This is a genomic window from Pediococcus ethanolidurans, from assembly GCF_964062635.1.
Lineage (GTDB): Bacteria > Bacillota > Bacilli > Lactobacillales > Lactobacillaceae > Pediococcus > Pediococcus ethanolidurans.
Window position 1 is genome coordinate 1,400,163 of the sequence record NZ_OZ061250.1, and the last position, 14,736, is coordinate 1,414,898.

Genomic DNA, 14,736 nt, shown 5'->3' on the forward strand with positions numbered 1-14,736 from the left:
TTGGAAACAGAAATATATCATGCAGACACGGTAAAGGAAGCTGCTAAGAAAATACAGGCTGGCCAGCTGATTTCTTTTCCCACAGAAACGGTATATGGTTTAGGTGCGGATGCTACCAATGAAACAGCTGTTAAACAAGTTTATTTGGCTAAAGGTCGACCAAGTGATAATCCACTGATTGTGCACGTAGCTGATATAAAAACGGTGGAAAAATATGCTCAACCTTTATCCGCCAAAACTCGTTTATTAATGAAGACTTTTTGGCCGGGACCATTGACAATTATTTTGAAATTAAAACCCAATGCATTCTCAAAGAGTGTAACGGGGGGATTAGCAACCGCAGCTTTTCGAAATCCACGAAATGAAGTTACCCTTGATTTAATTCGCCAAGCGGGAGTTCCAATTGTGGGACCATCTGCCAATACTTCTGGCAAACCCAGTCCTACCGAAGCTAAACATGTTTATCATGATTTACAAGGAAAAATTGCGGGCATCTTAGATGATGGACCTACTCAAATTGGCGTGGAGTCTACCGTTATTGACATGTCAGGTGACGTACCCAGTATTTTACGACCAGGAGCAGTGAGTGAAGAAAAGCTTACCGAAATTATTGGCACGGTTCAGTCTGACCATCATAAAGTGGGTAAAGATGAAGTTCCTAAGGCCCCAGGAATGAAATATAAACATTATGCACCAAATGCACAAGTTTTGATTGTGCAAGATGGCCAGTGGCAAGATGCTTTAAACTGGGCAGCAAAACAAACCGGACCAGTAGGCGTGATGACAACTAAAAAGGTAAAAACAGCTAATCAGTTGCCTGAAAATGGCGAGTGGTTCTCATTGGGCGATGACATTCATTCTGCTAGTCATAATTTATTTGCGGGTTTGCGCCATTTTGACACAGAAAGCTCGGTGGCATATATTTTGGCGCAAGGTTTTGATAAAATAGGTTTAGGCGAAGCGTATATGAATCGTCTGGAAAAATCAGCAGGGCAACAATACTTTCAAACACCTAACAAATAGGAGGCGTTTTTTATGGATTATAAAAAAGCAGACCCTGAATTATGGGATGCCATTGCTGGCGAACAAAATCGTCAACAACACAATATTGAATTGATTGCATCTGAAAATATTGTGTCAAAAGCAGTTAGAGCCGCACAAGGTTCCGTTTTAACCAATAAGTATGCAGAAGGGTATCCGGGCAAACGTTATTACGGTGGCTGTTATTATATTGATCAGGTGGAACAATTAGCTATTGATCGTGCCAAGAAGTTGTTTGGTGCCGAATATGCAAACGTTCAACCTCATTCTGGTTCGCAGGCTAATGCAGCAGCATATGCCGCGTTTATCAAACCAGGAGATAAAATTTTAGGTATGGATTTGAATGCCGGTGGTCATTTAACGCATGGTGCTAAGGTTAGTTTTAGTGGTAAATTTTATCGATCGGCTAGTTATGGAATCGATCTAAAAACGGAACGCTTAAATTACGATGATATTCGCAAAATTGCGATTGCAGAAAAACCACAAATCATTGTGGCTGGCGCCTCTGCTTATAGTCGAGTTATTGACTGGCAGGCCTTTAGAAAAATTGCCGATGAAGTTGGGGCATATCTAATGGTGGATATGGCACATATTGCTGGTTTGGTGGCTACTGGTTTACATCCATCTCCAGTAGGAATTGCTGACGTGGTTACCACAACAACTCACAAAACTTTGCGGGGCCCTCGTGGTGGCATGATTCTTTCTCAAGAAAAATATGCGAAAAAAATCAATTCAGCTGTTTTCCCAACGACACAAGGAGGACCTTTGGAGCATGTGATTGCTGCCAAGGCAGTTGCTTTTGGTGAAGCCTTGAAACCAGAATTTAAAACTTACATGAAGCAAGTCAAAGCAAATGCTGACAAAATGGCAACTACCTTTGATGATTCAGAGTTAGTTCGTGTTGTGTCTGGTGGTACAGATAATCATTTAATGACTTTAGATCTCACTAAAACTGAAATGAATGGTCAGGAAGTCCAAGATTTATTAGATTCGATTTATATTACGGCTAATAAAGAAGCCATTCCAAATGAAAAACGCAGTCCCTTTAAAACAAGTGGGTTACGAATTGGCACACCGGCAATTACAACTCGCGGTTTTAATGAAGCGGATTGTGAAAAAGTTGCCCAAATTATTTTAGCAGCTTTAAAAAATCATAATTCACCAGAAAAATTAGCCGAACTTAAACAAGAAGTATTTGCTTTAACTGTAAAACACCCAATTGAGGTAAATTAATTGAATTTACCCTAGTTTTTTTGCGCCAAGTTAGCTACAATTGATAGAGATATTGAAGGGAGAGTGTAATTTATGGGTAAGTTCCAAGTTCTTGACCATCCGTTGATTCAACACAAGTTGACAATTATTAGAGATAAAAATTGTGGGACAAAGGTATTTAGAGAAGTTGTTAATGAAATCTCAGAACTAATGGCTTACGAGGTTTCGCGTGATATGCCGTTAGAGGATGTTAAAGTTGAGACACCAATTGGTTGGACAACCAAAAAAACACTTTCGGGTAAAAAAGTAGCTATTGTGCCAATTCTTCGGGCTGGACTGGGCATGGTTGATGGCATGCTTGAATTAATTCCAGCAGCTAAGGTCGGTCATATCGGTATGTACCGAGATGAAGAGACCTTAAAACCTGTTGAATATTTTGTTAAATTACCAAGTGACATTAGTGAACGCCAAATATTTGTCGTTGATCCAATGTTGGCAACTGGTGGTTCAGCAATTATGGCCATGGATGCTTTGAAGAAGCGTGGCGCAAAAGATTTGCGATTAGTGTGTTTGGTAGCTGCTCCTCAAGGCGTAAAAGCCTTACAAGAGGCTCATCCTGATGTTGATATTTATACAGCAGCTTTGGATGAAAAGTTAAATGAAGACGGTTATATCGTTCCTGGACTAGGGGATGCTGGTGATCGTTTGTTTGGTACAAAATAGTTCCAAGTGAACTTATTTTCAAAAAGAAGAGCAAAAAATGGGCATGTTGTGGCGCGGCTCCTTGTCAAGTAGACAGTCAAATAATTAAAATCTTATGCATTTTTTTGAACGGCATGATTCCGGTATTCTTCCGGAGTCATGCCGTTTAGTGGGGTCTCTGTCAAATCGTATTGGTGGAGATTTTGAACGGCACATTCACTTCGGTGAATGTGCTTTTTGTTTACTCATGAATTAAACTAATCCGGATAAAGAAGTTGTCAATATTTCGAAAACCAAAACAGTTACGCTTTAATGCCTTGATTTTACGATTAAGTCCTTCAATTGGACCGTTGGAAAATGGATAACGACAACTGTTTAGAAGGGCTGAACCATTTTTGATAAACGTGTTGATCGTTATGTCCATTTGATTACTAGTGGGTTGGTAGTTAGTAAGTAAGGATTGGAACGCATTAGCATCCTTTTGGTGTATGGCACTTAAGATACCTTGATAGGTTTGATACACAGATCTAAATCTGGGAAAAGCGTCTAGAGCTAAATCAATGGCGTTTTGTTGCGTCATATACTCGTTAATTCCGCGTAAATAAACAGCCTTAGAATCATTAACTTTTATTTCATCAAGATGAAATAAACGCCATTGAGATTTTAAAATATGATAAATTCGTGAATGCTTATCTTGGATAGTACGAATGGTCTGCGTGCGTTCATTATCTAAGGCACGCCCAGCCAGTTGAATAATATGGAAACGATCGATAATCGTGGCCGCATTGGGAAATAAGCGATGAATGAAGCTGCCATATTCAGCATTCATGTCAATCGTCACTGATTGAACTTGGGCACGTTCTTGAACCGAAAAACGAGCTTCAAAGTAGTCAATGATATCTTTACTTAGCCGATCTTTTAAAGTAACAATTCGGCGATGACTAACGGCATCGCAACAATTAAAGGACATCCAGTGATTACAGGAACGAAATTCATCAAAGCAAAGATTCTCTGGGAGATGTTTAACACGATAGGCTAAGTGAATATTGGCATTTAGGATTCGTTGAACACTGCTTGGCGAAATTCCACAAAGTTTAGCAATTTCTTTACTCGTCAACATATCGCGTGCCAAAACGATCACTTGATGTTTGATATTATGTGTGAAAGTTTCGTTACGATTAACCAACTTAGTTTTAGCACCACAGGTTTTTGAACAATCTTTACATTGGTATCTTTGACGTTTTAAATGCATTTCGTAACGACCACCGGATAAGGTTCCTAAACGCAGGTGACTCATGTGAGTTCCGTTTTTAATTAAGCTTTTATGGCCACAATGTGGGCACTTTAAAAGTTGATAAGACAAAGTTGCATGGACGACATGAATACGTTGGTTTGTGGAACACCGTTCTTTAGAAATACCAGTGACAATTAAGTTTGGGTCTGTTATTTCGAATAAGCATAAGATAGAATTAGTTAGGGACATCTGAATTTCCTCTTTTCGATTTGTTTTGGCGATTAAATCGTAGCACAAAGAGGACAGATGTCCTTTTTTATTTTTCTGATTTTCAAAACAGACAAAAAACCGGTATTAGTTATTCACCAATACCAGAAAGTGTAGACCCGTTTAGTGTTAGTTGGCGTCGTTCCGTATTATGCCATGCAATGTACGTCTTGATGATGCCGACAAGTTCGATTTCTGAAAGAGGTGCTTTGAAAGCCAATTCTTCTGTTTTCAACTGGCTCCAAAAACACTCCATTGCACTGTTATCACCTGGTGTTCCTGGGCGAGACATGCTGTGCACGATGCCTTCTCCGGATAACAGGGTGTTATAACTACCAGAAGTGTAAGCCGAGCCTTGATCGGAATGAAGAAATTGAGGCTTCACACCGTGGTTTGCTTTCAAGGCTTGCGTGATCGTTTCTGATACTAACTGCGTTGTCTCTGTGCTCGCTACACACCAGGCAATAATGCTGTGATCATAAAGATCTTTGATAGCGCTCAAACGTAATCGTTGTTTCTTACCTGGTCCGAATCTTAGCTCGCTACAATCAGTTACCCAAGTCATGTTTGGTTGCTCAGGAGCGAAATCGTGGCTGCCGTCTTCATGAAGTAATTTATTGGCGAGAATATACTCCTTCTTTTCTGCTTTACGATCGCGTTTGGCCACACGAATCGATGATTGAATACCGTTACGACGCATAATGCGCCGCACACGTCCTTGACTGATATGATAAGGTGTTTCCTTATTAAGATACATAGTCATCGTACGAACACCATAAATATAATTTTTTGACTCTTCACGTGCGATGATATAGGCCAAAATTGCTTTATTTTCGAGTTCTTGCGCTGTAACCTTGCGGTGAGTCCACTTGTAGTATGCAGCACGAGATACACCAACATATTGGCACATGAAACTAACCCCATACACTTGATTTGTGTCTGGGTTTATTTTTTTGGTAAGTGCTTGAACCGTGAGGTACTTTTCTTCTGTAGGGCATCCATCCTTTCGAACTCTTGGAGTTTTTTTAGCACAGCGACCTCTGTGGAGATATTGGCTAACCGTGCCTTGAGACGCTTGATCTCTAAATCTTTTAGTTCCAGTTCAGTCAACTGACCAGTATCTTCCTTGGCCTTACCGCGGCGGTCTGCGAGTGCGTCGGGACCACCTTGCTTGAACTTTTTGACCCAAGCATACGCTTGGCCATAGGACACGTTAAAATGAGTAGTCGCGGCAACATAGTTCATCTCGTTGGCAATGATCCATTGTGCGATCTCGATACGTTCGACCTGTTCTGTCTTTCTGCCATCTTTCATTGGGATAGTCCTCCTAGTGGTTGTGAGTACTTTACCACTAGTATACCGTTTGACCCACTGGTAGATGACAGAACTATTGGGAATATGGTATTGTCGCGCAAGTTGAGGATATGATGTTCCACCCGCTAGATAGGCCTGAATCACCTCCATCATGAACCCCTTTGAATACGTTTGTTGTTGGTGTCGACTTTGTAACGCCGCTACGCCACCTGCATCATAGCGTTCCACCCACTGAGCTATTTGCGAGGAGTGGACATCGTACTTCTTTCCAATGGCCCTGGCTGCCATTCCCTCCTTTATTAAATTAATATAGAAGAGTTTCTCTTCCACACTATATCTTGAACCCTTTCGACCCATAAAAAATACTCCTTCCTCAGCAGACAAGTTTTAATTATTTGCTTGTCTACCTTGGTAGGAGTATATCCTGTTTATTTAAACAGATGTCGATTTTTTTGCTTCTTTTTTATTTTAATTGATTTATTTTGAACATAAAAACACCACGAATTTAGATGGGGTAAAAATGGAAAGCGCTTTATCGAAAATGCTGATTTATCAGGCGTGAAATGGATTTTTAAAAAGTGAAAAAAATCCTCCTTTTTTTGTATTTTTCTTAAATTGGTGGTATTATTTTATTTGTATTTTGAATAGGCATTACGATCTATTTTTATATAATTGTTGACGTTTTAGGGTGATTGACCTGCAATTCTTCAATAATTCACTAAGGCTAGGAAAAGAGGTGATCTTCTGTGAGTGGAGACTCTGTTTCTACTTTCCAATTTTTGGGGCTTACTTTTAATACGACCAATATTATTTCTGGATTACTTGCGGCAATTATTGTACTTGTAGTAGTGTTCTTGTTCTCAAGAAATTTGAAGTTGAAACCTACTGGAAAACAAAATGTTTTGGAGTGGTTAATAGACTTTACAAATAATATTGTTCGAGGCTCAGTGACAAATGGTGATGCACCGGACTTTGGTTTATATGCATTTACTTTGTTTTTATTCATTTTTGTATCTAACCAACTTGGATTATTCCTACAAATTGGTTGGAATGGTGTAACGTATGTGCGGAGTCCAACTTCAGATCCAATTGTGACGCTGACGTTCTCGTTAATAACGCTAATGTTGGCACATTTTTCTGGAGTCAAAAAGCTCGGCTTCAAGAAGTATTTTAAAGAATCATATTTAACGCCGTTTACATTTTGGCTACCAATTAGTGTTTTTACCGAATTGATTGACTTCCTTACGTTAGGTTTACGTATTTATGGGGTTATCTTTTCAGGAGAAATGTTACTGAAAATTATCGGAGAAATGGCCTTTTCTGGTGGAATCGGTATGACAATTGTTGCAATACCGATTGCGTTTATCTGGCAAGGATTCTCAGTATTCTTGGGTAGTATTCAAGCGTATGTTTTCGTCACTTTGACTTCAGTTTATATTTCTCAACAAATTCAGACTGAGGAATAATTAATATTTTAGGAGGATTTAAAACTATGGGAGCTATTGCAGCAGGAATTATTATGTCGGGAGCCGCTATCGGTGGTGGTATCGGTGATGCCCTTGTTATTTCAAAAACGCTCGAAGGAATGGCACGCCAACCAGAATTATCTGGTCAATTAAAAACAACAATGTTTATTGGTGTTGGTCTTGTTGAAGCTATGCCTATTATCGCTTTCGTTGTGGCATTGATAGTTATGAACAAGTAGTTTGATGTCATACAAGCAAACAAATAATAGGGTAGAAGGAGGTGTCAATAGATGCTCTCACATTTAGTGTTGGGTACTACAAATTCATTGTACCTTGGTGATATGTTGTTCTTTGCTCTCGTCTTTGTCCTACTTATGTGGGCAATTAAAGTTGTGGCCTGGGGCCCAGTTACAAAGATGATGAAAGAACGGGCAGATCGCATTTCTAACGATATCGATTCTGCTGAAAAATCACGACAAGATGCTGAAAAATTAGCTAAAAAACGAGAAGAAGCGTTGAAGAATTCTCATGCCGAAGCCTCCACAATTGTAAGCAATGCGAAGGATAATGGTACTAAACAGCGTGAACAGATTGTTGCAAGTGCCCAACAGGAAGCACAATCACTCAAGCAAAATGCTCAAAAAGACATTGAACAAGAGCGAAAAGATGCACTCAAAGGTGCTCAGAATGATGTGGCTAGTTTATCTATTGAAATTGCTTCTAAGATCATTCAAAAAGAATTAAACGCGCAGGATCAAAAACAGTTAATTGATTCTTACATTGAAGGGTTGGGGAAGCAAAATGAGTCTAGATAAGATGACAATTGCCAAACGATATTCAAAAGCCCTTTTTGATTTAGCTGTTGAAAAAGAACAACTTGAACCTGTTTATGATGACTTACAGCAACTTAAGCAAGTTTTCACTGAAGTTCCGAATTTAGAACAAGTATTAGGCGACGTTCGTTTAAATGATGAACAAAAATCGGCTATTATTGAAAATCTAAAAAAAGATGCTTCAGTTTATGTCAAAAATTTGATTCAAATGGTTTATGATTATGGTCGAATAAGTAATGTTATGGACATTATTGAGCAGTTTACAGTGCTCTACAATGAATATAATCATATTGCTTATGCAAACCTATCAACTGCGGTTAAAGTTGATTCAGATCAAAAGCAACGTTTGGCAGATGGATTTGCTAAACGAATCGGAGCTAAAAAAGTGATCATAAATAGTCAGCTCGATCCAAGTATTATTGGTGGAGCCGTACTAGAATCAAATGGTTTGATTTATGATGGCAGTATTCGTTCTAAAATGGCTAAGATCAAAAAAATGCTACTTAAATGAGATTTTGTGAAGAGGTGAAACTTTTATGAGCATTAAATCTGAGGAAATCAGTGCTCTAATTAAACAACAATTAGAAGGCTATCAAGACGAGCTTAATGTCGAAGAAACAGGTACCGTTACATATGTCGGTGATGGTATCGCCCGTGCTCATGGCTTAGATAATGCTCTTGCTGGTGAACTTCTAGAATTTTCTAACGGTGTTTACGGAATGGTTCAAAACCTTGAATCAAACGATGTCGGAATTGTTATTCTTGGTAGCTACGACGATATTCGTGAAGGTGACACAGTTAAGAGAACTGGACGAATCATGGAAGTTCCAGTTGGAGAAGCCTTAATCGGACGAGTTGTCAATACACTTGGTCAACCGATCGATGGTAAGGGTGAAATTAAAACAGATCATACACGCCCAGTTGAACGAAAAGCTCCTGGCGTTATGGAACGACAGTCAGTTAGCGAACCTCTTCAAACAGGGATTAAAGCGATTGACTCATTAGTTCCAATTGGTCGTGGTCAACGTGAGTTAATCATTGGTGACCGTAAAACAGGTAAAACATCTTTAGCAATTGATACGATTTTGAATCAAAAGAATCAAAATATTATTTGTATCTATGTTGCAATTGGTCAAAAGGAATCAACTGTACGTACACAGGTTGATACGCTCGAAAAGTTTGGTGCAATGGATTACACGATTGTTTTGAGTGCAGGTTCATCAGAGCCAGCCCCAATGCTGTACTTAGCTCCATATGCTGGCGCGGCAATGGGTGAGGAATTTATGTTCAATGGTAAACATGTTTTGATTGTGTATGATGATCTTTCAAAACAAGCTGATGCTTATCGTGAACTTTCCTTGATTTTGAGACGTCCGCCTGGTCGTGAAGCTTACCCTGGTGATATTTTCTATACGCATTCACGTTTACTAGAACGAGCAGCAAAATTGAATGACAAACTTGGAGCAGGATCAATGACGGCCTTACCGTTCGTTGAAACTAAGGCCGGCGATATCGCAGCTTATATTCCAACTAATGTTATTTCAATTACTGATGGTCAAATTTTCTTGGATAGTGACCTATTCTATTCTGGTACGCGTCCAGCTATTGACGCTGGTTCTTCTGTATCTCGTGTTGGTGGAGATGCACAGATTAAAGCTATGAAACGAGTAGCTGGGACATTGCGTTTGGATTTAGCTTCTTATCGTGAATTGGAATCATTTGCCCAATTTGGTTCTGATTTGGATGATGCCACCAAGGCAAAGCTAGCACGTGGAAGTCGTACTGTTGAAGTTTTGAAACAGCCATTGCATAAACCACTTGCTGTTGAGCATCAAGTTTTGATTTTGTATGCGTTGACGCACGGATTTTTGGATAAAATTGCTATTGATGATATTTTACGTTTCCAAGATGAACTGATTGCTTATGTTGATGGTTCACATGATGATTTGTTAGATGTCATCCGCAAAACCGGTGATTTACCAGATAGCGACAAAATGGATACTGCAATTCAAGAATTTGCAGATCAATTTCAACCAACAAAAGTAGAAGACGAAAGTACTTCTAAATAAAACAATGCTTTAATTGACAGAAAGTGGTGAGAAAAAATGGCAGCTTCAGAACAAGACGTTCTCAGACGAATTGACTCCACTAAGAAGACCAGTCAAATTACCATTGCGATGCAAATGGTTTCAACTGCAAAACTTAACCAGATTCAAAAACATACTTTTGGATACCGTGTTTATGCGGAAAAAGTTGAAAGTATTGTTGCCCATCTTGCAAAGTCACACTTAATGAGCGCCAATGCTGCTGGTAACGAAAAAAGCAATGAAGATGCTGATAGTACAATTTCAGCCACTGATTTATTGCAACAACGACCAGTTAAAAAAGTTGGGTTCTTGGTTATTACGTCCGATCGTGGGTTAGTCGGTAGCTATAATAGCTCGGTTCTCAAGCAAACTGAGGACTTCATTCAATCCACAGGTCATTCGGCTGATGACAGTGTAATTTTAGCTGTCGGAGGAACTGGCGCAGATTTTTATAAGGGACGTAATATGAATGTTGCTTATGAATTTCGTGGTGTGAGCGATGTACCAACTTTTAACGAAGTACGGGAAATTGTTCAAACTGCAACGTCAATGTATTCTAATCAAGTGTTTGATGAACTTTATGTTTGTTATAACCATTTTGTAAATCGCTTAACAAATAGATTTCATTCAATTAAAATGTTGCCAATTAGTGATGCTTTAGTTAAAAGTCAGGATGAAAAAAAAGAACAGGGTAAAAAAGAACTAATGCCTGAGTATGAAACAGAACCTTCGGAAGCTGTTTTATTACAAGCTATTTTACCTCAGTATGCAGAAAGCCTTGTTTATGGGGCAATTTTGGATGCTAAGACTGCTGAACATGCATCAAGTTCAACAGCGATGCAAACTGCTTCTGATAATGCTAAAGATTTAATTTCATCACTTCAATTGCAATATAACCGTGCACGACAAAGTGCGATTACCACTGAAATCACTGAGATTACCGGTGGTCAGGCTGCACAAGAATAAATTTAGATGGGAGGAATTAACTAATAATGAGTACTGGTAAAGTTGTCCAAGTTATCGGACCTGTTGTTGATGTTGAATTTCCTCTGGATGGTAATTTACCTGATATTAATAATGCTTTAAACGTTAAAAAACCAGATGGTAGTATTTTGGTTGCCGAAGTTGCGCTTGAACTTGGTGATGGTGTGGTACGTACGATTGCCATGGATGGTACTGATGGTTTACAACGTGGATTGGAAGTTGAGGACACTGGTTCTTCAATTACGGTCCCTGTTGGCGATAAGACATTAGGTCGGGTTTTCAACGTCCTCGGAGAAACAATTGATAACGGTGAAAAATTTGGACCCGAAGTAAAACGTAATCCTATTCATCGTGAACCACCTAAGTATGATGACCTTAACCCCAGCATGGAGATTTTGGAAACAGGAATCAAAGTTATTGATTTGCTGGCTCCATATATCCGTGGTGGTAAGGTTGGACTGTTCGGTGGTGCCGGTGTTGGTAAGACCGTTTTAATTCAGGAATTAATTCATAATATTGCACAGGAACACAATGGTATTTCCGTATTCACTGGTGTTGGAGAACGAACCCGTGAAGGAAATGATTTGTATTTCGAAATGAAGGCATCGGGAGTTCTTGAAAAAACTGCCATGGTGTATGGTCAGATGAATGAGCCGCCTGGTGCACGTATGCGGGTTGCTTTGACCGGTTTAACATTGGCGGAATATTTCCGTGATGTTGAAGGACAAGATGTGTTGTTATTTATTGATAACATTTTCCGATTCACTCAAGCCGGTTCTGAAGTATCCGCATTGCTTGGTCGTATTCCTTCTGCCGTTGGTTATCAACCAACGTTGGCTACTGAAATGGGTCAGTTGCAGGAACGAATTACTTCAACCAAGAAGGGATCAATTACTTCGATTCAGGCCGTTTATGTGCCTGCCGATGATTATACTGATCCTGCTCCAGCCACAACCTTCGCTCATTTGGATGCAACAACTAACTTGGAACGTAGCTTAACACAGCAAGGTATCTATCCTGCCGTTGATCCTTTAGCTTCTACTTCAAGTGCATTGGATCCATCTGTTGTTGGTGAAGAGCATTATAAAGTAGCTACAGATGTTCAGCATGTTTTACAACGTTATCGTGAGTTGCAAGATATCATTTCTATTTTAGGAATGGATGAATTGTCTGACGAAGAAAAAACGATTGTTGCTCGTGCTCGTCGAATTCAATTCTTCTTATCACAAAACTTCTCAGTTGCGGAACAGTTTACTGGTCAACCTGGTTCTTATGTCCCAGTTGAAGAAACAGTAAAAGGTTTCAAAGAAATTCTTGAAGGTAAATATGATGATTTACCTGAAGATGCCTTCCGTCAAGTCGGAAATATTGATGAAGTCGTTGAAAAAGCGAAGAAGTTAACTAGTGCCGCTAGCAAATAAGGGGGAATTCTAATTGGCTGATAAATCAGTATTAACCGTTAGTATCGTGACTCCTGATGGTCAAGTTTATGACGGAACATCCACTATGTTGGTTGTAAAAACACAAAACGGCCAGCTAGGAATCATGCCTAACCATGTCCCTATTATTGCGTCACTATCGATTGATGAAGTACGAATTAAGCATGATGACTCTAATAAAAAAGAGGATGCAGTTGCGGTTAATGGCGGCTTTGTGGAGTTTTCGGATAACACAGCCACGATTGTTGCGGATACTGCTGAAAATGAATCTGATATCGATGTTAATCGAGCTGAAAATGCGCGTCAACGAGCCCAAAAAACTATTCGGAAGGCCCGAGATGCTCATGACAACTCAGAGTTGCGTCGTGCCCAGATTTCGTTGCGTCGTGCAATTAATCGAATTAACGTTGCAAAACATTAATTACGATATAAAAAAGTCGAGAATTTTCTCGGCTTTTTTTGTTACATAAAAATACCAATGTCTCGCTATTTAAAATTTTTGTTATTAATTCGTTAAAGTGAGAAAGAAACGCGAATTTTTAGTATGGATATGATACTATTGTAATAAATCAAAGATTGAAGAGGATTTTATGAACTTATTTGGGATACAAGCTTTATTAACGTTGATATGTTATTTCTTTTTTATTTTGATTTCATTTTGGGCGATCCAAGGAATTCATTTGGAACGAATTCTTCATGTTTCGGATCCAAACCAATTTAAAGTACTGATTGTTTTGTTATCGATCGGGCTAGGCTATTTGAATAGCTCATTTTTTCTCGAATTAATTAATAATATTAGAAATTTAGGATACTTATTAAAATAGTGGAGGTTTCGTTCGTGGATAAGATTATTGTTAAGGGCGGCAATCGACTAAAAGGTGTAGTTGAGATTGAAGGCGCCAAAAATGCTGTTTTACCAATTTTGGCGGCTGGAATTTTGGCCAGTGAAGGTCAATTAAAACTCAGTAACGTTCCCATTTTGTCTGATGTGTATACCATGAATAATGTGCTGCGATTTTTGAACGTAGATGTGGAATTTGATGAAGAACAACATCAAATTCTAATGGATGCAACCAATAAAATTTCGACTGAGGCACCATTTGAATACGTTTCAAAAATGCGTGCTTCGGTGGTGGTTATGGGACCGTTATTAGCTAGAACGGGACATGCAAAAGTTGCTATGCCTGGTGGCTGTGCGATTGGCTCGCGTCCGATTGATTTACATCTGAAGGGATTAACAGCCCTAGGTGCACATATCACGCAACATGATGGTTACATAGAAGCTAGTGCGAGAAAGCTGATTGGGACTAACATTTATTTAGATTTTCCTAGTGTTGGTGCCACACAGAATATCATGATGGCGGCGACTTTGGCTCAGGGTACTAGTGTGATTGAAAATGCGGCTTGTGAACCTGAGATCGTTGATTTAGCGATGATTCTCAATAAAATGGGTGCTCACGTGACGGGAGCCGGTACTGAGACTATTCGAATTGTTGGTGTCCGTCATCTCCATGGAACAGATCATGCCGTGGTGCAAGATCGTATTGAGGCAGGTACTTTTATGGTGGCAGCGGCTGCCACACAAGGCAATGTTTTAATTAAAGATGCGATCTCTGAGCACAATAAGCCACTGATTTCGAAAATGCGTGAAATGGGTGTACAGGTGATTGAAAATGATGAGGGAATTCGAGTAGTTGGTCCTAAACGATTACAACCAGTTTCAATTAAAACATTACCACATCCTGGATTTCCCACGGATATGCAACCTCAAATCTCTGTTTTGCAATTGTTGGCACATGGAACCAGCACTTTAACTGAAACCGTCTTTGAAAATCGATTCATGCATTTGGAAGAGTTACGCCGAATGAATGCACAATATAAAATTGAAGGTTCGTCGGTCATTATGAATGGACCGACAAACTTTAGTGGTGCAGAAGTTGCTGCGACTGATTTGCGGGCTGGAGCGGCACTAGTGATTGCTGGCCTGGTAGCAAAGGGATACACACAAGTTACTAATTTAAAGTATTTAGATCGTGGTTATTATAATTTCCATGGTAAACTGAGTGCTTTGGGTGCCCAGATTAAACGCGTATCAGATCCGAATACAACATTAACGGTCAAAAATTAATTTTTTGATAAAAAAAGAAAACTAATGAC

General features: G+C 39.3%; 16 protein-coding genes. 13 read left to right on the top strand and 3 right to left on the bottom strand.

Translation table 11 applies throughout. From position 1 onward, the window contains the following. From AB3219_RS06920 to upp, 3 genes are all read left to right on the top strand, one after another. On the top strand, nt 1-1,023 hold the full coding sequence (locus AB3219_RS06920; protein WP_057807261.1) for an L-threonylcarbamoyladenylate synthase: 1,023 nt from the start codon (nt 1-3) through the stop codon (nt 1,021-1,023). Nucleotides 1,024-1,035: 12 nt separating this feature from the next. Then, complete coding sequence (gene glyA, locus AB3219_RS06925; protein WP_216754256.1) at nt 1,036-2,274, top strand: serine hydroxymethyltransferase; 1,239 nt, start codon at nt 1,036-1,038, stop codon at nt 2,272-2,274. Nucleotides 2,275-2,346: 72 nt separating this feature from the next. Further along, nucleotides 2,347-2,976, top strand: a complete 630-nt coding sequence (gene upp / locus AB3219_RS06930; protein WP_057807265.1) for a uracil phosphoribosyltransferase — start codon at nt 2,347-2,349, stop codon at nt 2,974-2,976. A 220-nt stretch (nt 2,977-3,196) separates the two neighbouring features. Here upp and AB3219_RS06935 read toward each other — a convergent pair whose 3' ends face one another. The 3 genes from AB3219_RS06935 to AB3219_RS06945 all read right to left on the bottom strand — a co-directional run bounded on the left by AB3219_RS06935 (nt 3,197) and on the right by AB3219_RS06945 (nt 6,127). After that, nucleotides 3,197-4,438, bottom strand: a complete 1,242-nt coding sequence (locus AB3219_RS06935; protein ID WP_063697918.1) for an ISL3 family transposase — start codon at nt 4,436-4,438, stop codon at nt 3,197-3,199. 109 nt (nt 4,439-4,547) lie between these two features. Further along, a complete protein-coding gene (locus tag AB3219_RS06940; protein WP_367369460.1) occupies nt 4,548-5,405 on the bottom strand; it encodes an IS3 family transposase in 858 nt (285 codons plus the stop codon). Further along, nucleotides 5,402-6,127, bottom strand: coding sequence for a helix-turn-helix domain-containing protein (locus AB3219_RS06945; protein ID WP_216754746.1), 726 nt, complete (start codon nt 6,125-6,127; stop codon nt 5,402-5,404). Before AB3219_RS06945 ends, AB3219_RS06940 begins: the two co-directional genes overlap by 4 nt. A gap of 389 nt (nt 6,128-6,516) precedes the next feature. Between AB3219_RS06945 and atpB the strand changes: the two genes are divergently transcribed. The 10 genes from atpB to murA all read left to right on the top strand — a co-directional run bounded on the left by atpB (nt 6,517) and on the right by murA (nt 14,707). Further along, nucleotides 6,517-7,236: a F0F1 ATP synthase subunit A gene (atpB, locus tag AB3219_RS06950; RefSeq protein ID WP_216754636.1), complete on the top strand. Its 720-nt coding sequence runs from the start codon at nt 6,517-6,519 to the stop codon at nt 7,234-7,236. Nucleotides 7,237-7,262: 26 nt separating this feature from the next. After that, nucleotides 7,263-7,475, top strand: a complete 213-nt coding sequence (gene atpE / locus AB3219_RS06955; protein WP_216754637.1) for a F0F1 ATP synthase subunit C — start codon at nt 7,263-7,265, stop codon at nt 7,473-7,475. Nucleotides 7,476-7,526: 51 nt separating this feature from the next. Continuing rightward, nucleotides 7,527-8,051 (top strand): F0F1 ATP synthase subunit B, encoded by a 525-nt coding sequence (atpF, locus tag AB3219_RS06960; protein WP_216754638.1) that lies wholly within the window; start codon nt 7,527-7,529, stop codon nt 8,049-8,051. Next, the gene (gene atpH / locus AB3219_RS06965) at nt 8,038-8,580 is read left to right on the top strand and encodes an ATP synthase F1 subunit delta (protein ID WP_057807274.1); all 543 of its coding nucleotides are present in this window, start codon (nt 8,038-8,040) and stop codon (nt 8,578-8,580) included. The genes atpF and atpH overlap by 14 nt, the downstream gene beginning before the upstream one ends. 25 nt (nt 8,581-8,605) lie before the next feature. Further along, entirely contained in the window at nt 8,606-10,138 is a 1,533-nt protein-coding gene (gene atpA / locus AB3219_RS06970; RefSeq protein WP_216754639.1) for a F0F1 ATP synthase subunit alpha, read from the top strand. 36 nt (nt 10,139-10,174) lie between these two features. After that, on the top strand, nt 10,175-11,122 hold the full coding sequence (locus AB3219_RS06975) for a F0F1 ATP synthase subunit gamma (protein ID WP_216754640.1): 948 nt from the start codon (nt 10,175-10,177) through the stop codon (nt 11,120-11,122). Nucleotides 11,123-11,148: 26 nt separating this feature from the next. Beyond that, on the top strand, nt 11,149-12,561 hold the full coding sequence (gene atpD / locus AB3219_RS06980) for a F0F1 ATP synthase subunit beta (protein WP_057807280.1): 1,413 nt from the start codon (nt 11,149-11,151) through the stop codon (nt 12,559-12,561). Between the two features lie 13 nt (nt 12,562-12,574). Beyond that, nucleotides 12,575-13,000 (top strand): F0F1 ATP synthase subunit epsilon, encoded by a 426-nt coding sequence (locus AB3219_RS06985; protein WP_216754642.1) that lies wholly within the window; start codon nt 12,575-12,577, stop codon nt 12,998-13,000. Between the two features lie 169 nt (nt 13,001-13,169). After that, nucleotides 13,170-13,403 carry a DUF1146 family protein gene (locus tag AB3219_RS06990; protein ID WP_057807284.1) on the top strand — a complete coding sequence of 78 codons (234 nt, stop codon included), beginning with the start codon at nt 13,170-13,172 and terminating at the stop codon, nt 13,401-13,403. Nucleotides 13,404-13,417: 14 nt separating this feature from the next. Continuing rightward, nucleotides 13,418-14,707, top strand: coding sequence for a UDP-N-acetylglucosamine 1-carboxyvinyltransferase (gene murA / locus AB3219_RS06995; protein ID WP_057807287.1), 1,290 nt, complete (start codon nt 13,418-13,420; stop codon nt 14,705-14,707). The last annotated feature ends 29 nt before the right edge of the window (nt 14,708-14,736 follow it).

Bases quoted from the DNA above. Each gene is read 5' to 3' on its own strand.
- AB3219_RS06990 (WP_057807284.1), top strand. From the start codon at position 13,170: ATGAACTTATTTGGGATACAAGCTTTATTAACGTTGATATGTTATTTC.
- AB3219_RS06945 (WP_216754746.1), bottom strand. From the start codon at position 6,127: ATGGGTCGAAAGGGTTCAAGATATAGTGTGGAAGAGAAACTCTTCTAT.
- atpF (WP_216754638.1), top strand. From the start codon at position 7,527: ATGCTCTCACATTTAGTGTTGGGTACTACAAATTCATTGTACCTTGGT.
- atpA (WP_216754639.1), top strand. From the start codon at position 8,606: ATGAGCATTAAATCTGAGGAAATCAGTGCTCTAATTAAACAACAATTA.
- atpD (WP_057807280.1), top strand. From the start codon at position 11,149: ATGAGTACTGGTAAAGTTGTCCAAGTTATCGGACCTGTTGTTGATGTT.
- upp (WP_057807265.1), top strand. From the start codon at position 2,347: ATGGGTAAGTTCCAAGTTCTTGACCATCCGTTGATTCAACACAAGTTG.
- AB3219_RS06975 (WP_216754640.1), top strand. From the start codon at position 10,175: ATGGCAGCTTCAGAACAAGACGTTCTCAGACGAATTGACTCCACTAAG.
- AB3219_RS06935 (WP_063697918.1), bottom strand. From the start codon at position 4,438: ATGTCCCTAACTAATTCTATCTTATGCTTATTCGAAATAACAGACCCA.
- atpH (WP_057807274.1), top strand. From the start codon at position 8,038: ATGAGTCTAGATAAGATGACAATTGCCAAACGATATTCAAAAGCCCTT.
- glyA (WP_216754256.1), top strand. From the start codon at position 1,036: ATGGATTATAAAAAAGCAGACCCTGAATTATGGGATGCCATTGCTGGC.
- atpE (WP_216754637.1), top strand. From the start codon at position 7,263: ATGGGAGCTATTGCAGCAGGAATTATTATGTCGGGAGCCGCTATCGGT.